The organism is Mycobacterium sp. NGS59, assembly GCF_059812345.1.
This window is the reverse complement of sequence record NZ_JCALCN010000014.1, coordinates 19,037-38,007: the sequence shown is the minus strand read 5'-3', so window position 1 is coordinate 38,007 and position 18,971 is coordinate 19,037. Positions and strand designations below refer to the sequence as shown.

General features: G+C 65.1%; 19 protein-coding genes and 1 pseudogene. 10 read left to right on the top strand and 10 right to left on the bottom strand.

What is annotated here, in order from left to right:
- Positions 1-9: 9 nt before the first annotated feature.
- From AC5Y46_RS16350 to AC5Y46_RS16340, 3 genes are read left to right on the top strand one after another with little or no spacing between them, the layout of a single operon-like run.
- Positions 10-1,125 (top strand): TauD/TfdA family dioxygenase, encoded by a 1,116-nt coding sequence (locus AC5Y46_RS16350; RefSeq protein ID WP_499992201.1) that lies wholly within the window; start codon positions 10-12, stop codon positions 1,123-1,125.
- Positions 1,122-2,219: a hydroxyacid dehydrogenase gene (locus AC5Y46_RS16345; RefSeq protein WP_499992200.1), complete on the top strand. Its 1,098-nt coding sequence runs from the start codon at positions 1,122-1,124 to the stop codon at positions 2,217-2,219. Before AC5Y46_RS16350 ends, AC5Y46_RS16345 begins: the two co-directional genes overlap by 4 nt.
- Positions 2,216-3,040, top strand: a complete 825-nt coding sequence (locus tag AC5Y46_RS16340) for an enoyl-CoA hydratase/isomerase family protein (protein WP_499992199.1) — start codon at positions 2,216-2,218, stop codon at positions 3,038-3,040. Before AC5Y46_RS16345 ends, AC5Y46_RS16340 begins: the two co-directional genes overlap by 4 nt.
- Before the next feature lie 10 nt (positions 3,041-3,050).
- Here the strand turns inward: AC5Y46_RS16340 and AC5Y46_RS16335 are convergent, their stop codons facing one another.
- Positions 3,051-4,238, bottom strand: a complete 1,188-nt coding sequence (locus AC5Y46_RS16335) for an amidohydrolase family protein (protein ID WP_499992198.1) — start codon at positions 4,236-4,238, stop codon at positions 3,051-3,053.
- Positions 4,239-4,369: 131 nt separating this feature from the next.
- On the opposite strand from AC5Y46_RS16335, the gene AC5Y46_RS16330 reads away from it, so the two are divergent.
- On the top strand, positions 4,370-5,158 hold the full coding sequence (locus AC5Y46_RS16330; protein ID WP_499992197.1) for a TetR/AcrR family transcriptional regulator: 789 nt from the start codon (positions 4,370-4,372) through the stop codon (positions 5,156-5,158).
- Here AC5Y46_RS16330 and AC5Y46_RS16325 read toward each other — a convergent pair.
- A complete protein-coding gene (locus tag AC5Y46_RS16325; RefSeq protein WP_499992196.1) occupies positions 5,147-6,304 on the bottom strand; it encodes an acyl-CoA dehydrogenase family protein in 1,158 nt (385 codons plus the stop codon). The two genes, AC5Y46_RS16330 and AC5Y46_RS16325, sit on opposite strands and share 12 nt — an antisense overlap.
- 84 nt (positions 6,305-6,388) lie before the next feature.
- On the opposite strand from AC5Y46_RS16325, the pseudogene AC5Y46_RS16320 reads away from it, so the two are divergent.
- The 4 genes and pseudogenes from AC5Y46_RS16320 to AC5Y46_RS16305 all read left to right on the top strand — a co-directional run bounded on the left by AC5Y46_RS16320 (position 6,389) and on the right by AC5Y46_RS16305 (position 10,297).
- A pseudogene (locus tag AC5Y46_RS16320) lies at positions 6,389-7,419 on the top strand (acyl-CoA dehydrogenase family protein).
- Positions 7,420-7,441: 22 nt separating this feature from the next.
- Positions 7,442-8,560 (top strand): NAD(P)H-dependent amine dehydrogenase family protein, encoded by a 1,119-nt coding sequence (locus tag AC5Y46_RS16315; RefSeq protein WP_499992195.1) that lies wholly within the window; start codon positions 7,442-7,444, stop codon positions 8,558-8,560.
- 38 nt (positions 8,561-8,598) lie between these two features.
- On the top strand, positions 8,599-9,213 hold the full coding sequence (locus AC5Y46_RS16310; protein ID WP_499992306.1) for a nitroreductase family protein: 615 nt from the start codon (positions 8,599-8,601) through the stop codon (positions 9,211-9,213).
- Positions 9,214-9,361: 148 nt separating this feature from the next.
- Complete coding sequence (locus tag AC5Y46_RS16305) at positions 9,362-10,297, top strand: TIGR03619 family F420-dependent LLM class oxidoreductase (RefSeq protein WP_499944941.1); 936 nt, start codon at positions 9,362-9,364, stop codon at positions 10,295-10,297.
- Between the two features lie 43 nt (positions 10,298-10,340).
- Here AC5Y46_RS16305 and AC5Y46_RS16300 read toward each other — a convergent pair whose 3' ends face one another.
- Both AC5Y46_RS16300 and AC5Y46_RS16295 read right to left on the bottom strand, forming a co-directional pair.
- On the bottom strand, positions 10,341-10,925 hold the full coding sequence (locus tag AC5Y46_RS16300) for a DUF732 domain-containing protein (RefSeq protein WP_499944942.1): 585 nt from the start codon (positions 10,923-10,925) through the stop codon (positions 10,341-10,343).
- A 31-nt stretch (positions 10,926-10,956) separates the two neighbouring features.
- A complete protein-coding gene (locus AC5Y46_RS16295) occupies positions 10,957-12,663 on the bottom strand; it encodes a patatin-like phospholipase family protein (RefSeq protein WP_499944944.1) in 1,707 nt (568 codons plus the stop codon).
- Between the two features lie 97 nt (positions 12,664-12,760).
- Between AC5Y46_RS16295 and AC5Y46_RS16290 the strand changes: the two genes are divergently transcribed.
- Complete coding sequence (locus tag AC5Y46_RS16290) at positions 12,761-13,159, top strand: DUF4267 domain-containing protein (RefSeq protein WP_499944946.1); 399 nt, start codon at positions 12,761-12,763, stop codon at positions 13,157-13,159.
- A gap of 54 nt (positions 13,160-13,213) precedes the next feature.
- Here the strand turns inward: AC5Y46_RS16290 and AC5Y46_RS16285 are convergent, their stop codons facing one another.
- Entirely contained in the window at positions 13,214-14,413 is a 1,200-nt protein-coding gene (locus tag AC5Y46_RS16285; protein ID WP_499944948.1) for a cytochrome P450, read from the bottom strand.
- The gene (locus tag AC5Y46_RS16280) at positions 14,410-15,243 is read right to left on the bottom strand and encodes a mycofactocin-coupled SDR family oxidoreductase (protein ID WP_499944950.1); all 834 of its coding nucleotides are present in this window, start codon (positions 15,241-15,243) and stop codon (positions 14,410-14,412) included. The genes AC5Y46_RS16285 and AC5Y46_RS16280 overlap by 4 nt, the downstream gene beginning before the upstream one ends.
- Positions 15,244-15,336: 93 nt before the next feature.
- Here AC5Y46_RS16280 and AC5Y46_RS16275 point away from each other — a divergent pair, with 93 nt between their 5' ends.
- Positions 15,337-15,909, top strand: coding sequence for a TetR/AcrR family transcriptional regulator (locus AC5Y46_RS16275; RefSeq protein ID WP_499944992.1), 573 nt, complete (start codon positions 15,337-15,339; stop codon positions 15,907-15,909).
- Here AC5Y46_RS16275 and AC5Y46_RS16270 read toward each other — a convergent pair.
- From AC5Y46_RS16270 to AC5Y46_RS16255, 4 genes are all read right to left on the bottom strand, one after another.
- Positions 15,887-16,315 (bottom strand): nitroreductase family deazaflavin-dependent oxidoreductase, encoded by a 429-nt coding sequence (locus tag AC5Y46_RS16270; RefSeq protein WP_499944993.1) that lies wholly within the window; start codon positions 16,313-16,315, stop codon positions 15,887-15,889. The two genes, AC5Y46_RS16275 and AC5Y46_RS16270, sit on opposite strands and share 23 nt — an antisense overlap.
- A gap of 103 nt (positions 16,316-16,418) precedes the next feature.
- Positions 16,419-16,652, bottom strand: coding sequence for a hypothetical protein (locus tag AC5Y46_RS16265; RefSeq protein WP_499944952.1), 234 nt, complete (start codon positions 16,650-16,652; stop codon positions 16,419-16,421).
- A gap of 56 nt (positions 16,653-16,708) precedes the next feature.
- Complete coding sequence (locus AC5Y46_RS16260; protein WP_499944954.1) at positions 16,709-17,953, bottom strand: alkyl sulfatase dimerization domain-containing protein; 1,245 nt, start codon at positions 17,951-17,953, stop codon at positions 16,709-16,711.
- Positions 17,954-18,010: 57 nt separating this feature from the next.
- A complete protein-coding gene (locus AC5Y46_RS16255; protein WP_499992190.1) occupies positions 18,011-18,967 on the bottom strand; it encodes a TIGR03557 family F420-dependent LLM class oxidoreductase in 957 nt (318 codons plus the stop codon).
- Between the last annotated feature and the right edge of the window lie 4 nt (positions 18,968-18,971).

The window sequence follows — 18,971 nt, the reverse complement described above, 5'->3', positions numbered from 1 at the left end:
GAGGACCGGATGCCGACCGCGATCTACACCGAACGAGTCACCGACCCGATGGCCTGGACCGGCGCGGACTTCACCAGCAAGGAAGACTTCACCTTCGACCTGTCGGCTCGCAACGTGGCTGCGCTGGAATCGATTCTGGCCAAGACCGAGCACAAGGACCGAGACGCCATCACTCCCGACGACGCCCGGCATCCGGATCTCGACGACGACCTGGCGCGGCTGTACCGGGATCTGATGTTCGGCAAGGGACTGGCGTGTGTCCGTGGGTTTCCCGTCGAGCAGCATTCGATCGAGGAGCTCGAACGCATCTACTGGGCGTTCTGCACCCATCTGGGTTACCTGGTGTCCAACAACTCCTTCGGGCATCGGATGGTGCGGGTCCAGGAGGAGGTGCTGCCCGGCGGCGTGCAACCGGCCCGAGGCACCAAGTCGCGAGCGGAGTTGGCAATGCACAACGACGCCGCCGACATTCTGTCGCTGTTGTGCGTCTATCCGGCAGCTACCGGCGGAGAGAGTCAGTTCGCCAGTGGGCCGGCCGCACACAATCGCATCCTGAGCGAACGTCCGGACCTGCTTGATGTTCTGTATCAGGGCTTTCCGCATCATCGGCGTAGCGAACAGCCAGACGATCAACCCGACGTGACGCCCTACGACGTGCCGGTGTTCTCCCAGATCGACGGGCGGATCTGCATCAATTTCACCTACAGCAGCATCCTGCCCGCCATGAAGACGCTCGGCCGTGACTTCACGCCCGAACAGACTGAGGCCGTAGAACTGTTGCGCAGTGTGCTGGTCGAACAACAAGTCGAGTTTCGTCTCGAGTCCGGCGAGGCGGCGGTGGCCAACAACTTCGCGATGTGCCATTCCAGGTCGGACTTCGTCAGCAGCACCGATCCCAAGAAGGCGCGTTGCTTCCTGCGCGCCTGGATGGAAGTGCCGCGCGAGCACCGGCGGCTACCCATCGGACGCGAGTATTTCCACATGGAGAACAAGGATCTGAGGTTGGGTTACGACGTGGTCGAGGGTCGGGACGGCGCCATCGCGCGCAACGACTACCGCAACGTCGACACGGCACTGGCCGACATGTTCAAGGCTGCTCAGGCCAAACCCAAGATCAAGCGATGACTCTCCGTCCGCGACTGGTCTACGAGCGGTGGACCGATCCGGTGGCCGGCGACATGCTGGAGCGGGCCGACGTCGACCTGGTGCGGCTCGAATTGGACGGCCCGCCCGAGCCGGGTTGGGCGGCACTGCAATCCGCGCACGGTTATCAGGTGGCCACCCGGACCGACGTCGCGCCGTTTGCCGACGGGGCGCAGTGGTTGGTGGGCGCCGGGTTGGTGCAACGGTGCGAGCGCCTGCTGGCGGTGTGTTCGGCGGGCGCCGGTTACGACGTGATCGACGTCGAGGCGTGCACCCGGGCGGGGATCGCGGTGTGCAACAACTCCGGTCCGGGAGCCGAGGCCGTCGCCGAACACGCACTCGGATTCATGCTCGACCTGGCCAAGAAGATAACGATCGCCGATCGGCGGCTGCGTGCCGGAACGCTCGACGACCGGCTGGCGCTGCGAGGCACCCAACTGCTCGGCAAGACCCTCGGCGTGGTCGGCCTCGGTGCCATCGGTAGTCGCCTGGTGGAGTTGTGTGCGCCGTTCGATATGGATGTCCTCGCGTTCGACCCCTACGTCGACCACGCGTCCGCTCGCGGCCGTGGGGTCCGGCTGGTCTCCCTCACCGAACTTCTCACCCGCTCCGACTTCGTCCAAGTGACGTGCCCACTGACCGCGGAGACACAAGGCTTGTTGGGCCGCAAGCAATTCGCCGCGATGAAGCCCACGGCGTTCTTCATCAGCACTGCGCGCGGCCCCGTGCACGACGAGGCGGCCCTGCTGAAGGCGCTGGCAGACGGCTGGATTGCGGGGGCGGGGTTGGACGTGTTCCACGACGAGCCGCCGCGACAGGACAACCCGCTGTTGCGCCTGGACAACGTCGTCGCAACGCCGCACACCGCGGGCATCACCGCCGAAGCCGCACACGACATCGCGGTTGCCGCGGCCACGCAGTGGCAGACGATATTCGGCGGCGGCGTGCCGCCACGTCTGCTCAATCCCGATGTCTGGCCCCGGTATTGCGATAGATTTCACGACATACTCGGATTCCGCCCGAGTGCCGCAGTCGTTTCGGAAGGGTTGTGGGAGAACAGGAGTCCCGCCAGGTGAGACAATTCGACACCATCGACGTCGAGGTCCGGGAGCACACCGCCTGTCTGACCCTCAACCGCCCGCAGGTGCTCAATGCGATCAACGACGAGATGATCGCCGAGCTTGCGGTCGCGTATGCGGAAATCGAGCACTCGCAGGATATCTGGACCATGATCGTGACGGGCGCCGGACGGGCGCTGTGTGTGGGCGCGGACGTGAACAAGGCCGCGGACCACGACATGGAGAATGCGGCCGGCATCGACAATCAGGGCGAACCCATTCTGAGTTCGATGCGGCAGTGGGATGCACCGCAGGAGGCCACGCCGCCGTGGTTGCAGATGACGAAGCCGATCATCTGTGCCGTCAACGGCATTGCGTGCGGAGCGGGTATGGACCTGGTCACGACCGCGGACATCACCATCGCGTCCGAGCAGGCGACGCTGATGGACCCGCACGTGAGCATCGGGGTGTCCTCGGGCCGGGAAGCCGTTCGGCTGGCCCGGATCCTGCCGCTGCCGGTGGCCATGCGGCTGGTGCTGATGGGCAGGCATGAGCGACTGGACGCACAGCGCGCATATGACCTCGGAGTGTTCACCGAAGTCGTACCGCACGAACAGCTCATGGACCGGGCGTGGGAGGTTGCCGAGGTGGTGAACTCGAATGCGCCACTGGCGGTGCGCGGTTCGCGCATGGCGGTGCGAAAGGGATTGTCGCTGCCCATTTACGAGGCCGAACTCCTTGCGGAGAACTACCGCATGAAGGTGGCGCTGACCAAGGACGCCATCGAGGGGCCGCGTGCCTTTCTGGAGAAGCGCAAACCGGAATGGAAGGCGTTGTAACCCTCAGTGGTTACGCGAGTCCGAAGAACCGTTTCGCATTGGTGGACAGCACCTTCCGCTTGGTCTCCTGATCCAGGCCGGCCGTCGCCTTGTTGGCGACCTCGAGACTTCTCGGCCAGTTGGTGTCGTTGTGGGGGTAGTCGGTCTCGAACATCAACTGATCCGGTCCGACCAGGTCGAGAATGCGGAACGCGACCGGGTCACCGAAGGTGGAGAAGTAGACCCGCCCGGGCACCTGGCTGCTGGGCGGTTCGGTGAGCAAGGGGTGGATGCCGCCCCACGCCCGGCGGTCTTCCCAGACTTCATCGACCCGTTGCAGGTAGTACGGAATCCAGCCGGCTTGGGCCTCAGCGAACGCGATCTTGAGGTCGGGGAATTGGATGAGCTTCGCGGAGAACAGCCAGTCCACCAGCGCGATAGTGCAGTTCACCGCCATCAGCGCGCTGGTGACGACATGGGGAGAATCGGGGGAGGACTTGGTGAGCGACGAACTCGATCCGATGTGCAGCATGATGCCCACCTGGTTTCGTTCGCACGCGGCGAAGAACGGATCCCAGTAGCCGCTGTGGATGGACGGGAGGTCGAGACGAGAGGGCAACTCGGAAAAGCACACGGCGCGCATGCCTTTGGCGGCCACTCGGTCGACCTCACGAGCGGCGAGTTCGACGTCCCAGAGCGGGATGATGCCGAGCGGGATCAACCTGCCGTTGGAGCTGCCACCCCACTCGTCGATCTGAAAGTCGTTGTAGGCCTCCACGCAGAGTTTCGCCAGCTCCTTGTCCTTGCCGTACAGGAAGCGTTGGCCGCAGAACCGGACGAGGGTGTTGGGGAAGCACGCCGAAGCCTCGATGCCGGCGATGTCCATGTCGGCCAGCCGGTCGGCCGGACGATAACAGCCCGGGCGCATCTCGTCGTAGGTGATCGGGTCGGTGGTGAGCTCGTCGAGGTCGTACCCGGCGGCGGCGCTGATCAGCGGGATCGGGATGGTCTTGTCCTCGTAGTGCCAGATGTCGGCGTCGCGGCCGTCCTCGTCCTCGATGAACGCCACATCGGAGGTGACGGTCGGGTCCATGCGACCGCGGGTGCGAACGATCCGCGGCCCGATGTCCCGATAGCGCTCCGGAAGCCGGCTGGTCCATAAGTCGGCCGGCTCCACCAGATGGTCGTCCGGTGAGACGATCAGTATGTCTGCGCTCAACGTCGCACTCCTTACGAGGATGGCCGTACACCGAATTTCCCCTGAGCGAGAATGGCCGTTTTCAGGGTACTGCATGAACTGGTGTGGGTAGCATGCGGGCTCTGGGGGTCTGCGAGTATTCTGAGCTGACCATGGCTGCAAAAAAGAGTGCCGGCAACGCTTCCGAAGCCGAGTTGGAAATCGTCGATCCCGAAGTCGAGCCGCCGACCACATGGCAGGAACGCACCATCGAGCGGCGCCTGAGCTCGGCGAGAGCGCGGGCTCTCGCGCGCAGTTCCCGATTCCTGGCCACGGCGCTGGAATTGGTGGAGGAGTCGGGCAAAGCCGACTTCACGATCCAAACCTTGATCGACCGGTCGAATTTGAGCCTGCGGGCGTTCTACCAACACTTCGCCGGCAAGGAAGAACTGATGCTGGCGTTGTACGAGAACGTCACCAGTCAGTTCACCGAGAACATCCGGCAGGAAGTCGCGGCCGCGGAAGGCCCGATGGAGCAACTGGAGGCGTTCTGTCGCGGCGTCCTGTATCGCGCCGAGTCGTCGGAATCGGTGGGCGGCCGGGTGATGACTATCTACAACCTGAGCCTGGAGATCAATCGGCCCGCCGACTTCGCCAAAGTGTGGGAACCGCACCTGAAACTGTTGACCAAGATCATCACCTCCTGCGCGCGAGCAGGATTGGTGCGCAACGATCTGACCCCCGCCCAACTCACCACGCTGCTGAACACCACATTGACGGCGTTGGCCCAGATCGGCGTATTCCACTTGGGCGGCAAAGGATCCAAGTTGACCGAGGACGAGCTGTGGTCGTGGTGCAAGCAGGCCGTCAGTCCGCCTGTGGCGGAACCGAAGCCACGCGCGCCGCGGAAGTCGACCGCGCGCACCGCGTCGCCCCGGCGAGCGCGGAAGCTAACGGGGTAGACCGAGTCCGCGCTGCGCGATGATGGTGCGGTGCACCTCACTGGTCCCGGCATAGATCGTGGTGCCCAACGAGAATCGCAGCAGATGCTCGAACCGGCCCTGCTCGGGTGCGGTCGGCTCGAAATAGCTGCGCAGGCCGTCGGGGCCGACGAGTTCGATGATGTCCTGACTCGCCCGTTCGAGCGCTTCGGTGCTGAAGACCTTCGACATCGAACCCTCGGCCACCGGGGCCTCGCCCTGCTCGAGCAACCACACACAGCGCCGTTGAAGCAGCATCGACACTTCGTTCTCGATGGCGACCCGGGTCAGTCGCCGGCGAACGTCCGTGCTTTCGATGGGTGATTCGCCGCCGTCGTCCGGTGTGTGTGCCCATCGCTCCGCGTGGTGCAACAACCGCGCCAGGTGCGGACCCCAACCGGATGCATGCTCGTCCTGCAGCGACAGTCCGATGACTCGCCACCCGTCGTCGACCTCGCCGACCCGCCACTCGTCGCCGATTCGAACATCGGAATAGAAGGTGACGTTGGTGCGCTCTCCGGACAGCGTCCAAATCGCCTGCGCCGCAAAGCCGTCGGTGTCCCGCGGGACCAGGAACATGGTGAGCCCCTGGTGCTTCGGCTTCTGAGTGTTCGTGCGTGTCAGCAAAAACACGTAGTCGGCCAGGTGACCGTTGGTGGTGAACATCTTGCTGCCGTTGATAACCCAGTGCTCGCCGTCCCGCACCGCCCTGGTGTTCGCCGCCGCGACGTCTGACCCGCATTCGGGTTCGGTGAAGCCCAGGGCGATCGTGATGTCGCCGTTCATCGCGCCGTCGAGGATGAGATCCTGCAATTCGCGGGTTCCGACGGCGCGGATGATGGAGGCCACCATGCGGGTGGTCTCGGACAGGTACATGGGCGCGTCGAAGCGCATGAGTTCCTCGTTGACGACCTGCGCATCCCACCCGTTGCGGCCCTGCCCGCCGCATTCGACGGGCCATTCGGGGGCAAAATAACCCTTCTCGACGAGTCCTTTTGCGAAATCGTCGTCGTGGGCAACGCCGCTGCGGTAGATCCGCTCTTCGAACTCCGGGGTCAGCACCTCACGCAGATGGGCACGCACCTGGTCCCGGAAGGCTTCGGTCTCCGGGTCGAGCTGGAAATGCATGGGCACCCGATCCCTCGACGCAGGCGATAATGTTACTCTCGATTTTGAGAGCGAGTATATCCGCCTGCGATGGGACCTGCAGACGTGGACCTGAGCCTGACCGGCGAGCAGCGGCAACTGGTGGGTTCATTTCTCGCCTTGTTCGCCCGCGAATCGTCGGCTGAGCGGGTACGAGCCGCCGAGCCACTGGGTTTCGATGTCGTGCTGTGGAAGGCGTTGCAGGACGTGGGTGCGGTAGCGATGGCCGTCGCGGAAGAAGCCGGCGGGTGGGGTGCTTCCGTGCTCGACCTCGCATTGACCGCCGAACAATTCGGTCGAGCCGTGGCGTCGGTGCCGCTCATCGAAGCGCAGGTCGCCGCCCGGTTACTCGCGGCCGCGGGGGACGCCGGCGCCAGTTTGCTCAGCCAGGCCCTCACCGGGGATCGACTGGTTACCTTTGCACCGCGCACCGGCCGCGGTGGACGACTGGATTTGGTCCCCGCAGGAGCCGTCGCGGACCATGTGGTGGCGATGGTGGACGGACGGCTCGTGGCGGTGCCACTCGGACAGCACCGCACTGCTGTGCCGAATTTGGGTTCGATGCCGTTGGCGGACATCGTCTTTCCCGATAGCCACATCGTGCTCGCCGACGGTGACCGTGCGAGGGAACTGTTCGCGAGCGGCCTCGACCTGTGGCTGGCGCTCACCGCGACCGCGTTGGCAGGCGCGGCGAAGAAAGCCGTGGAAATCGGGGTCGAGTACGCCAAACAGCGGCACGCCTTCGGATCTGCGATCGGGAAGTTCCAAGCGGTGTCACACCCCTGGCTGACAGTGCGACCGCCGCCGACGGAGCCCGGTTGCTTGCGCTGAAGGCGGCGTGTGCCTTTGCCGACGAGCCAGCCCGGGTACGTGAACTGGCGGCGATGGCATTCGCGTTCGCATACGAGACGGCACGCGACGCGACACGTCGCAGCCTGCACATCCACGGCGGTTACGGATTCAGCATGGAATGCGACATCCAGCTCTACTATCGCCGGGTTCGCGGCTGGGCAATGGTGTACGGCGAGCCCGCCGTCGCACTGGACCGCGCTGCCGACGCGCGCTACGGAGCGCGCCCTGAGACATCGCCGGCATGACCACGGAGCGGGAAGGGTGCACATGGCGGACAGTGCGCAGCAGCCACGGGTAATCCTTTGGGGCCCCGGACAGGTCGGCGTGGGTGCGCTGCGGGCTCTCATCGCACACCCAGGGCTGGAGCTGTCCGGTGTCGTCGTGCACAGCGAAGCCAAGGACGGAAAGGACGCAGGTGAGCTCTGCGGAATGCCGCCGACCGGCGTGATCGCTACCCGCGACATCGGTGCCGCGTTGGCGGGTGACGCCGACGTGGTCGCGTACTTCGCGTCCGGCGACTACCGCTATCGCGAAGCCGCGCAGGACATCGCGCGTTGTCTGCGCGCTGGCAAGCACGTGGTGTGCACCTCACTGGTGCCGATGTGCTACCCGCCCGCGGCCGACAAGGAGACCGTCGAGCTGCTGGAGGCCGCCTGCCGCGAGGGAAACACCAGCTTCTTCAACAGCGGTGTGGACCCCGGTTGGGCCAATGACGTTGTGGCGCTGACGATGACCGGGTTCAGCAGCAGGGTCGACAAGATCACCATGTTGGAGATTCTGGACTACGGCCCCATCGACCAACCCGACATCATGTTCGACTTCATGGGATTCGGGCATCCGCCCGACCATCCGGCACCGCTGTTCGACACCGAACGGCTAGCCGCCCTGTGGGCGCCCATCGTGCACCTGGTCGCAGACGGCGTCGGCCTGCCGCTCGATGACGTTCACACCACCATCGAGAAGTGGCTGGCCGCAGAGCGTTACGAGGTTGCCTCGGGGTGGATCGAGCCGGGAACCATGGGGGGCATGCGTTTCAAGCTCGCCGGCATGGTCGACGGTGAAGAACGCGTGGTGCTCGAACACATCACCCGGATGGGGGAGGGTTCCGCCCCGCACTGGCCTCGTCACCCTTCGCCGCACGGTGGATACCGGGTCATCATCGACGGTCTGCCCACCTACACCGTCGACGTCGAGATGCACGGCCGCGGAAACAACATGCGCGGACTGACCTATGCGACCGTGATGCGCGAACTCAACGCCATTCCCGCCGTGATCGCCGCACCGCCGGGACTGCTGTCGACCTTGGATCTGCCACTGGTCACCGGCCCGGTGCGCGGCGGAACCTGGCGAGGTGTGCTGCCGCCGACGGCACAGCCCCGGACATGAGCACGAAATCCGTTCCACCGCAGGATGTGTGGGAACTCATGGCAACCTGTTCCGCTGTGCGGCGGTACCGGGACGAACCCGTTGCCGACGATGTGCTGGAACGGTGTCTGCTGGCCGCCACCTGGGCTCCGTCGGGAGGCAACCAACAGCCGTGGAAGTTCGTGGTTCTCGAGTCCACGCAGGCGCGCGATGTGGTGACGCGCGGCGCCGCGAAGACGTGGCAGGCGATGACCGAGTACTACGACCTGACCGAACCGCAGGACGGGGCCGACGACCCGAAGTCGCGCGCGCTGAAAACGATGGCCGAGCACACCCGGATCGGAGGCGCGGCACCCGCACTGGTCATGTTCTGCATCCGACCTCAACCGGGGGCCACCGAACTGCAGCAGGGGGGTTCGATCTTTCCCGCCGTGCAGAACTTTCTGCTCGCCGCCCGGGCTCAGGGCCTGGGCGCCGCGATCACGCTGTGGCACTACTCGTGTGAGCAGGAATTGCGTTCCGTGACAGCCATGCCCGCCGACTGGCAGATCGCTGCGCTGCTCACCGTCGGCTGGCCGCGCGGTGGACACCATCCGGTGCGGCGCAAGCCGTTGTCGGACGTTGTGGTGACCGACCGCTGGGATCAACCTCGGCGAAGCTGCGGTTCCAGCTGACCGCTCTCGGCATGCGGATAACGAAGGTGCCGCGTAAGCATCGAGCAGACGCAGAATCGCGTTGGATCGCGCGCGATCGTGCGATTCTGCGTCTGCTCGCGCAGCAGAAGGCGCGGCGGGACGCTCGCGCGCCGTAGGCTCGTGACCCATGACGGGTCGTCCGAAACTCTCGATGTATCTGCGTACCTTCAGCGACCGCCCCGACGAGGATTGGACCGCGACCGTCGACATGGCGCGCGCCATGGATGCAGCCGGCGTCGACCGGGTGGTCGTCTCCGATCACGTCGTCTTCGGTGAGAACCTCGAGGCGTACGGCGACCCCTCCGCGGGGGGAACCGCCGGCGGCAGACAACCGACCGGACCCGACGGGCATTGGCTGGAACCGCTCATCTTCCTGACGGCGGTGGCGGCCACCACCAGCCGGATCCGGTTGTCGACCGGCGTGCTGCTCGCCGCCCTGCGTCGTCCGGCCGTGCTGGCCAAGCAACTGGCCACCATCGACGCGTTGTCCGGTGGGCGGATGGACCTGGGTGTCGGAATCGGTTGGCAGCGCGAGGAATACGAAGCAGTCGGACTGCCCTTCCGGCGTCGCGGACGTCTGCTCGATCACACCCTGGAGGTGTGCCAGACACTGTGGACCCAGCAGCGCGCCGACTACAGCTCAGCCGAACTCTGCTTCGAGGGCATTCACCAGATGCCCAAGCCGGTGCAACCCGGCGGCATACCCATCTGGGTCAGCGGCACGGTGAATCCGGCGGTAGCCCGACGGTTGAGCCGATTCGGAAAGCGCTGGATCCCTTGGGGTCCGGCCATCGGTGATCTGAAGGGAGCCGTCCCGGCGATGAAGGCCGCGATCGCCGACGTCGGTGGGGACCCGAGCGATCTGCAGGTGCAGGGCTCCGCGACGCTGGTCAAGGGCCCGGGTCACGCTATTGACGCTCGCGCTTCGGTCGCGGTGGTCCCGCAGCTGCTGGCCGACGGGGCCACCGACATCCGCTTCGCCGGAACGTTGCCGGCCGATCCTGCGCAGGCGAACGAGGTGTTGTCGGCGTTGGTCAGCGCGTTTCGGGCGGTTACTGACTGACGTCTGGCCTTACCGCCGCCCATGGGGTCGATCAGCTCCGAGGTCAGTAGGTAGCAACCTGTTTTGCGTATTGCGGGCAGTACGCACGAACCGAGACACCGACAATCGCTTCGGCGTTGTCGGCATACTCGGGATGTTCGGCGTTGGCCGCACGGAAGTCCGCCACTATCTGCTCGGCCGATTGTCCTGCGACGAAGCTTTGACACACCGCTTTACCGTTCGAGACGGCCACGTCAGGGTTTCGGAAGACGACGCCCTTCTCATTGAGCGCCGCGATGTACCGGCTGTCCTGATCCGGAGTGGAGGCGATGTCGGTCGTGGTGGCGGGCGCCGTGGTGGTGCGCGCCGGCGTGGCGCTGGGTGGTGGATCGTCCTTGAGCAGCAACAGGCCGACGACCACGATCACCGCCGCCACCCCGATGCAGATCAACAAAACCGCGATCGACCTGCCCAACACCACGCTCCAGGACTGCTCGACGATCACCGGTTCGGGGTCCACACCTCGGCCGTCTCGCGCCTCGCCCGCCGGCGTGCCCTGGATGTCCGGTACCTCGGTGCCGCTCGACCACGCCAGACTCGAGGAGTCCGTATTCGTGCCGGTGTTGTAGTCGGCGCCCGGGTCGACCATGAGGTCATGGTAGTCCGCGGGTTCATGGGCTTCAGGTCAGGTGGCGGTCCCGCCATCTCGCCAGCCGTCCGCCGGGTGCCTGGATGGCTGCCATCACCGAACTCATCGACGACCCAACCCCCTTCGTGCGTTGCTGGTGGTCTGTCCCCGCGGCCGCCGGTGCGTCGCCCGCCCACCACGTCGGTTGCAGGAGTGCCGACGTGACCGGGATCGCTTTGTCGACGCTGTTGCGTCCCCATCGACATGCGCGGTCGATGGCGCCGGCGGACGGCGCCAGGTTGATCGGGGACAGGGTGCGCTCGAACCTGACCAGGTGGTCGGCGTAGGGCAGGTTGCGCAGCATCTGCAGCTGGATCGCCTGCAGAATCGGCGCCATCCACAGGTGCCGCGAATCCCATTGTGGGTGAAAGCAATCGAACGCCAGGTAGCACGCGTTGCGGCTGCCCAGCTTGCCGTCGCGCACTCTCTTCCAGGCCAGTTCGACGGGAACATTGCTGGCGGCACCGCCGTCGACCAGCGCCGCGACGTCCCGCTCGGCGCACAGATCGTCCAGTAGTGGCAGCATCCGGGGGTCGCTCGATTCGTGGTGCAGCACACCGGGAATGGCCGACGAGAACGAAGCGGCATCGAGCACGTCGAAGTCCAGTGCGGGCTCGTCGCCGCTGATCACGATCGGCTTGACCACTCGCAGGTCGATGAAGGCCGAGACCTGCCACATACGCGCCGCCACCAACGGCCCGATCCCGATGGGACGGAACGGAATCGAACGCCCCTGCAACGCGGCCAATTCGGGACGGCGAAATCGAGACGGCAGTGCCGCGTACGGCTGCTTGCGCACACCGGCGATCACCACGTCGAACGGGATGGCCAGGTCGGACATGCGCATGCGCTCGCCGTCGGTGCGGCTGAGCAGGGCGTGCGCGAACTGGTCGAAACGCAGGGCGAACAGACCGGCCATGCCGTGCCGCCTACGCAACCGCTCTGGTCCCAGGATCGCCCGGTAGGACACCGTCTTGGCCCAGGCGACGTACTCCTCGATCGGCACCGGCAGTTCGCGGGCCACCAGGCTGCCCAGGATCGATCCGAACGACGAGCCGATCATGTAGTCGGGTACCTGGCCCGCCTCTAGCAGTCGCTCCATCCCGCCGATGTAGACGAAGCCGGCGCCCCCGCCGCCGCCCAGGACCGTGACGAGCTTCTTGTAACCGAGCTCCGTGTCGAGTTCGGCGGACGAGAAGTCGTTGCGGTGACGGTCGATGAGGACCTTTCTTTGGTCGTCCTGGTCCTCACTCAGCGCGGCCAGCACGTCCCGCGCCGCCGTCAACGCCTTGACCGGATTCGACTCCTCCCGCAGTGGTTCATACAGCGCGTCGACGACCCTGGACCGCCACGGGCCGATCTCCGCACCCACCGAAACGTCCCCACGTCCGCGGGTGCCACCGGGGCCCGCGGCGCCGGGTTCGAAGTCGGCGAGTCGGGCGAAGTTGAGTATGTAGCGGAGTTTGCGCACTTGCTCGGTGCTCAACACGTCGTTGGCCAGGTGGTTGCGGACCAGCCGGTTCTCCATCTTCTGCAGCAACAGCACCGGGTCGGCGGACGGTAGGTCGACGGTGTCGAGCGCGGCATCGGTGGCCTTGGTCTCGTCGTCCTCGAGCTCCTCGACGGAATCGATCGCGGGCGCGCGCCGGCTACGGCCGGGAGCCCACCGGCGTAGCGGGTCTGCGAACGGGTTCTGCATGGATACCAACCCTCTCATCACCGCCCGGGTGGCACCGAAACGGTCGTCACCCCTGCGCTCCTTCTGGTTCGGTGTAGAGGCAGACTAAGCTCCGGCCATGTCGATCGATCGTGCCGCACTCATAGCGGGCAGTATCCGACTGGCGTCGGGCATCTCCTTCCTCGTCGATCCCGTCAACTCCAACAAGCTGTGGGGAGATCCGGACGACCAAACCGCCACAGCGCAATTGTTGTTGCGTTCCATGGGATATCGCGACGCCTTGATCGGTGGTCTGCTCGCGGCCGCGGCGCTGCGCGGTAAGAACACGCGCGGGTGGTTCCTGGCCTCCGGCGGCGCGGATGCGGCCGACCTGCTCGGCGGGTTGAGCGTGCATCATCAGCTGAAGCCCGCGCAGCGGCTGATCGGGCTGGGCGGGGCCGCGCTGGGGATCAGCGTGGGGCTGTGGGGCGCGGCGCGTCCGAACAAGCGGAGTGTCGAGGCGCCGGCGGACGCCTAGTGGCGGGTTCGAATGTCTTGTGGCGCAAGGAGACTTCGAGCGAGGCCAGGGTCCTCAGACGAGGATCCGCAACCGCTCCCATCCGCGCACCGTCGACGTCGGCGCGAGCTTGAGGCTGTCGTAGTCGACCTCCCAGTCGGGCCACCGGTTGAGCAGTTCGTCGAGCGCAACCCGGCCCTCCAGGCGGGCCAGGTTCGCACCCAGGCAGTAGTGCACGCCCTTGCCGAACGTCAGATGGGAAATGTTGTTGCGGTGGATGTCGAAAACGTCGGGATTGTCGTACCGCAACGGGTCTCGATTGGCGGCACCGAACAACAGCAGGATCGCGCTGCCCGCCGGCACCGTGGTTCCGTACATCTCGAAATCGCGGATGGTGTAGCGGCCGACATGCGGTCCGGTCGGCTCGAAGCGCAGCGTCTCGTCCACTGCGCGGGTCAAAAGCGAACGGGCCGCGGCGATTTCGCGACGCTGGTCGGGATGCTCGGCAAGTACCTTGGCCAGCCAGCCGATCAGCCTGCCCGTCGTCTCGTTGCCCGCGCCGGCCACCACCTGCGTGTAATGCAGCACCTCTTTGCGCGTCAGCTTTCTCGTGACACCGTTCTCGTCCTCGAATTCGACGTTGAGTAGCGAGGTCATTAGGTCGTCGGAGGGGTTCTTGGCGCGCCAGTCCACATAGTCGGCGTAGATGCGGCCGTCGGCGATCGCGTCGGGATTGGCAACCTTCATGGGAGTGCCGGCTTTGGTGCGCAGGTTGGCGTCGTTGGCGTCGCGCACCCCGATCTGCTCTTCTTCGGGGATGCCCAGCAGCATGCCGATCACCCGCATCGGCATCATGGACGCCAGTTCGGCGATGATGTCGAAGCCGTCGGACCCGACCAGCGGGTCGAGGCACCGGACGCAGTAGCTGCGGATCTGGTCCTCGATCGCGGCCATCCGCCGCGGCGTGAACACTCGGGACATGACGCCGCGCAGCATGGTGTGCTTGGGCGGATCCTCGAACATCATCACACCGGGTGGCATCGGGAACTTGGACTGGATCAGTTCCAGGATGTCACTTCGACTGTTGGAGAACGTTTCCCAGTCCGACAGTGCGGCTTCCACATCGGCATGCCGCGAGATCGCCCAGAAGTTATAGCGTTCGTTGTAGTACAGCGGAGCCTCGTCGCGCAGGCGCGCGAAGATCGGGTACGGATTGGCGGTGATATCGACGTCGTAGGGGTCGTAGTAGACGCCGGTCTCGGCGGTGACGGTCATTTCAGGCAACTTCCTGCATCGACGGGAAGGGTGACACCGGTGATGTAGCGGGCTTCGTCGGAGGCCAAGAACAGCACGGCGTTGCTGATGTCCTCCACGTTGACCCAGGGGATCGGCAGGGTGTGGAACGTCTGGCAGATCGGTGCCAGGTCGTCAGGGCCGGGATTCTCCAGGTCCGGCCGGAACAAACGGAATGTCTGCTCGTTGATAAGCAACGGCGTGTTCACATGGGTGGGATGCACCGTATTGACCCGAATGTTCTGCGGGCCGAGCTCGACGGCGAACGAACGCATCAGCCCGACCACTCCGTGTTTGGCGGCGTTGTAATGACCGGTGTGGGTGTAGGCCTTGAGGCCGGCTACCGAGCTGGTCAGCACGATGGAGCCGCCCCCAGACGAAAGTAGATGCGGCACAGCCGCTTTCACTGACTTCCAGACACCGCTCAGGTTCACGTCGATCATCTGCTGCCAGAGATTCTCGTCCATCTTGTGCAGCTTGGGCGCGATTGTGCCGATGCCGGCGTTGGCGACGACGATGTCGAGTCGGCCGAGTTGTTCGACGCCGTTGTCTACCGCCGCCTTGAGCGCGTCGTAGTCGCGGACGTCGACTTCGGCAGTGACGACCCGTCTATCGAGACCTTTGACGAGATTGGCGGTTTCCGCGAGGTCTTCAGACGTCGATGCGGGGGCGGGGGAGTTCTCGAAGCCCTGACAGATGTCGACGGCGATGATGTCGGCACCCTCCTGTGCCAGCCGCACTGCGTGGCTGCGGCCCTGCCCCCGGGCCGCACCGGTGACGAACGCGACTTTGTCTGCAACCCGGCCGGTCATGCCGTCCTCCTCGTTGAGTAACCTCGTTACACCAGGTACCGTAACCGTGTTACTGACGAACGGCAAGGGGAATTCGTGGTCAGCGCTGAAGTGATGGCCGGCGAGGCGGAACGGCGCCCCGATCGCATTCTGGGCATTGTCGTGGACATCCTGGAAACCGAGGGCTACGACGCTGTGCAATTGCGCGAGGTGGCCAGGCGCGCGCGGACCTCGCTGTCCACCATCTATAAGCGTTTTCCCAACCGGGACAGCCTGATTCAGGCTGCACTGCAAACCTGGATGGATGAGAACAGGTATGCCGGTTTGGCCGACCAGGAGTCTGAGCCCGACGAATCCGTCTACGACGGGCTGATGCGCGTGTTCCGCACGATCTTCGGACCGTGGGAAGAACATCCGGGGATGCTGCGGGCGTACTTTCGGGCGCGGTCGGCGCCGGGCGGGCAGTCGTTGGTGAGTCGGGGACTGGACGCGGTGCTGCCCGCCACCATGGCGGTGCTCGACGGGGCCGACGCGGACCTGGCGGAGGAGCTGCCGCCGATCGTGTCCAACCTGGCCTACGGCTTGGTGGCCCGCTTCGCGGCCGGCGAGATCGATATCACCGAGATTCTGCCGACGCTGGACCGCGCGCTGTTCCGGCTGACCGCTAACGCGGAGAAAGGACGATGACCGGGATCTCCCGGTCGGTCCACTTCTGATACTTCGCGAAGTCGGCGTAGAGATCGAGCAGTTTCGGCCAGAGCTCCGCCCGCTCCTCTGGCGACGCCACGTGCGCCCGGACACCCACGTTGCGCCGGCCCGTCACATGGACCTGGGTGTCCGGGTTGGCGACCAGATTGTGGTACCACTGCGGATGCTTGGGCATGCCACCCTGCGAGCCGACGATGACGAAGTTCTCGCCGTCCTGCAGATACACCAGCGGCGTGGTGAACAACTTGCCGGACTTGCGGCCGCGATGTTCGAGCAACAGTGTGGGCACCGGTTTGTGGAATCCGGCGCCGACACGCCAGGTCTTGCCGATGCGCCCGTTGGTCAGTTTGAAGACCGCGACGTGCGCTTTGGCCGCATACTTCATGACCTTGGCTGTCACCGGCGAGGTCAGACCGTCCGGCGCCTGCTCGGGTAGAGAAAACCTGGAAATAGTCAGCTCCTTTCCCGCGAACGCTTTTCAGCAGAAGTCACGAAGACTTGGCATACCTGCGGACCAGATCGTTGTCGCGGAATGTGCCGTTGTGTTGCTGTCCATATTCGTCGTTGCCGAAGAACGTCCATTTTCGCGGACTTGTCTGTGGCCCACTGATGAGCTTGACCACGTATCGGCATTCGGTAGGACGCAGCGTCCCGATGGTGTCACCGACCCGAATCTCCGACGGGTGGATCTCGGGCGCATCAGACCAATTTTCGATAACCACGCTTGCCCCGTCCTCATTGTTGTTGTCCTCACCCTACGCCCGCAGTGCAGCGCTACCTATTTCGCTCGTCGGGCCTGATCGTCCCTGTCGGGGGAGGTGCGCTCGATGTCTTGTTCCAGCCATTGCACCTCGCTGAAGTTCTCCCGGCCCGAGCTCGTCAGGAGGTATTGCAGCGCAGTGTGTTTGACGCTGAGCGCCGCGGCATCGTCGGGGGATTGGGCCAGTGCGATGTCGATCAGGTGCAACGCCTGCAGGGCACGGCCGCGCTCGACGTGTTCGCGTGCCCGTGCGATCAGCGGACCGGTGCCGCCCGCGAGTTCGACGAGATCCGGCCACACCGAGGAAGGCGGAACGTCGTAAAGCTCGGTGGTCGACTCGTATCGGAACCAGCCGACATGCTCCTCCCAGATCGCGCGCACGATCCAGGGCACCTTGCCGTGGACCTGGGGGAGCGCGAGCTCGGGCGGCAAGACCACCTCACGCATCAATGTCCACATATCGGCGCCGGCGTTCATGCCTTCGATCGTGCGGTCGCGCAGGTAGGCCGTGGCGTCGCGGACCTTGGTCATCGTGTCGCGGATTTGCGCGGCGTCCCGGAAGACGTCGTGTCCATTGACCAACGTCTGCGGCTCGAGTGCGAGCACCCGGTCCACCGAATGGATGAAAGCCATTGCGCTGCGGATCTTGTCGCCGCGCAGCGTGTAGAGATTCGGCACGTGTCCGAAGAACGGGCCCATCAGATTGCCGATGAAAGCGGTGCGCTCGGTCGGCAGCCACACCACCAGCGCGTCGGTGGTCTCACCGCCCGGGGTGGCGTAGAGCTCGAAGCGCCGGCCACCGAGCTCAAACGCATGACTGTCGACGAAAGCGGTGGTCAACACCGGATCCGGCGGGAGCTGCACGGCCGTCGCATCCACGTCGACGAACGCCCCCCACAGCGTCATGATGCGGCGCGCGTAGAACGGATGCAGATTGCGCCAGTATTCCCGAACGTCGGAATGGTTGGCCTGCGCAACGGTTTTCACGCCAGCTGCGTTGAACAGATCCCAGCCGCCGACGTGGTCGGGGTGGCCCTGGGTGAAGGTGATCACCCGCAGCGGCGCGTTGCTGACGCGCTCGAACCGGGCCTTGATCGCCGCGGCTTCGAAGTCGGTGCCGGTGTTGATCAGCACGTTGCCCTCGGATGTGGTGACCAGATAACTGTTGGCGATGTTCTTCGACATGAAGATGCCGTCGCCGAGGTCGACGGCCTCCTGGTCACCCTCGCCCTGCTTGATCAGCGCATCGAGTGATTGCGCCATCAGCGACCTCCCGATCGACAACGGCGTCAACCTAACAGTTGTTCTCGAATTCGTCGCTCACTGACGCAATTGCGGAAGGACGTCGCGTTCCCACGCCGTGAAGAACCCTTCCATGTCAGGTCCGATCTGCTGCACGTACACCTCGTCGATCCCGGCGTCGAAAAACTGTCGAACCTGGGCGGCGTGCTTGTCCGCGTCGGGTCCGCAGGTGACGTTCTCGCCCACCTGTTCGGGCTTCACGAGCGACATCAACGCGGCGAAATCCCTTGGCCGCGGCAGAACTTGGGCCGCCTGACCGGGCAGCGCCTCGTTGGCCCAAAGCCGGTGAGCAACCTCGAGTCCCTTGTCGGGGTCGCGGTCCCAGCTGACCTTGGTGCCTGCCTGGACCGGCTTGTCGCCACCCCCGGCCTCCCGGAACGCCGTCACCAGATCGGCTTCAGGCATCGCCAGGCAGTAGCCATCAGCGATGCGTCCGGCCAACTCGGCGCCCTGCGGACCAAACCCGGATACATAGATAGGTACCGGTTCGTCCGGGCGAGTGTAGATGCGCGCCTCCTGGACCTCGTAGTGCTTGCCATGGTGGCTGACCTCCTCGCCTTTGTGCAGTAGCCGGATGACGTCGATGGCTTCCTCGAGCATTTCCTGCCGCACTCCGACCGAGGGCCAGCGATCACCCAGGACGTGCTCGTTGAGTGCTTCACCGCTGCCGACGCCGAGGACGAAGCGCCCGTCGAGCTGGACGGCGGCCGTTGCGGCGGCGTGGGCGATGATCGCCGGGTGGATGCGGATGGTCGGGCAGGTGACCGCGGTGGTGACCGGCAGCGACGTCACCTGTGACAGCGCACCGATGACTCCCCATACGAACGGACTCTGCCCCTGCTCGTCATTCCAGGGATGAAAATGATCAGAGATCCACAGGGCGTCGAAGCCGACCGCTTCGGCCCGCTTGGCCTGGTCGACCAATTGCGCGGGCCCGAACTGCTCGCAGGACAGGAAGTATCCGATCTTCGCCATGGAT

Coding starts and splice junctions, on each gene's coding strand:
- AC5Y46_RS16290 (WP_499944946.1), top strand. CDS start 12,761: ATGTCGATCGATCGTGCCGCACTCATAGCGGGCAGTATCCGACTGGCG.
- AC5Y46_RS16255 (WP_499992190.1), bottom strand. CDS start 18,967: ATGGCGAAGATCGGATACTTCCTGTCCTGCGAGCAGTTCGGGCCCGCG.
- AC5Y46_RS16300 (WP_499944942.1), bottom strand. CDS start 10,925: ATGGTCGACCCGGGCGCCGACTACAACACCGGCACGAATACGGACTCC.
- AC5Y46_RS16260 (WP_499944954.1), bottom strand. CDS start 17,953: ATGGCGCAATCACTCGATGCGCTGATCAAGCAGGGCGAGGGTGACCAG.
- AC5Y46_RS16310 (WP_499992306.1), top strand. CDS start 8,599: ATGGCAACCTGTTCCGCTGTGCGGCGGTACCGGGACGAACCCGTTGCC.
- AC5Y46_RS16295 (WP_499944944.1), bottom strand. CDS start 12,663: ATGCAGAACCCGTTCGCAGACCCGCTACGCCGGTGGGCTCCCGGCCGT.
- AC5Y46_RS16325 (WP_499992196.1), bottom strand. CDS start 6,304: ATGCATTTCCAGCTCGACCCGGAGACCGAAGCCTTCCGGGACCAGGTG.
- AC5Y46_RS16350 (WP_499992201.1), top strand. CDS start 10: ATGCCGACCGCGATCTACACCGAACGAGTCACCGACCCGATGGCCTGG.
- AC5Y46_RS16305 (WP_499944941.1), top strand. CDS start 9,362: ATGACGGGTCGTCCGAAACTCTCGATGTATCTGCGTACCTTCAGCGAC.
- AC5Y46_RS16315 (WP_499992195.1), top strand. CDS start 7,442: ATGGCGGACAGTGCGCAGCAGCCACGGGTAATCCTTTGGGGCCCCGGA.
- AC5Y46_RS16280 (WP_499944950.1), bottom strand. CDS start 15,243: ATGACCGGCCGGGTTGCAGACAAAGTCGCGTTCGTCACCGGTGCGGCC.
- AC5Y46_RS16270 (WP_499944993.1), bottom strand. CDS start 16,315: ATGAAGTATGCGGCCAAAGCGCACGTCGCGGTCTTCAAACTGACCAAC.
- AC5Y46_RS16275 (WP_499944992.1), top strand. CDS start 15,337: ATGGCCGGCGAGGCGGAACGGCGCCCCGATCGCATTCTGGGCATTGTC.
- AC5Y46_RS16345 (WP_499992200.1), top strand. CDS start 1,122: ATGACTCTCCGTCCGCGACTGGTCTACGAGCGGTGGACCGATCCGGTG.
- AC5Y46_RS16330 (WP_499992197.1), top strand. CDS start 4,370: ATGGCTGCAAAAAAGAGTGCCGGCAACGCTTCCGAAGCCGAGTTGGAA.
- AC5Y46_RS16285 (WP_499944948.1), bottom strand. CDS start 14,413: ATGACCGTCACCGCCGAGACCGGCGTCTACTACGACCCCTACGACGTC.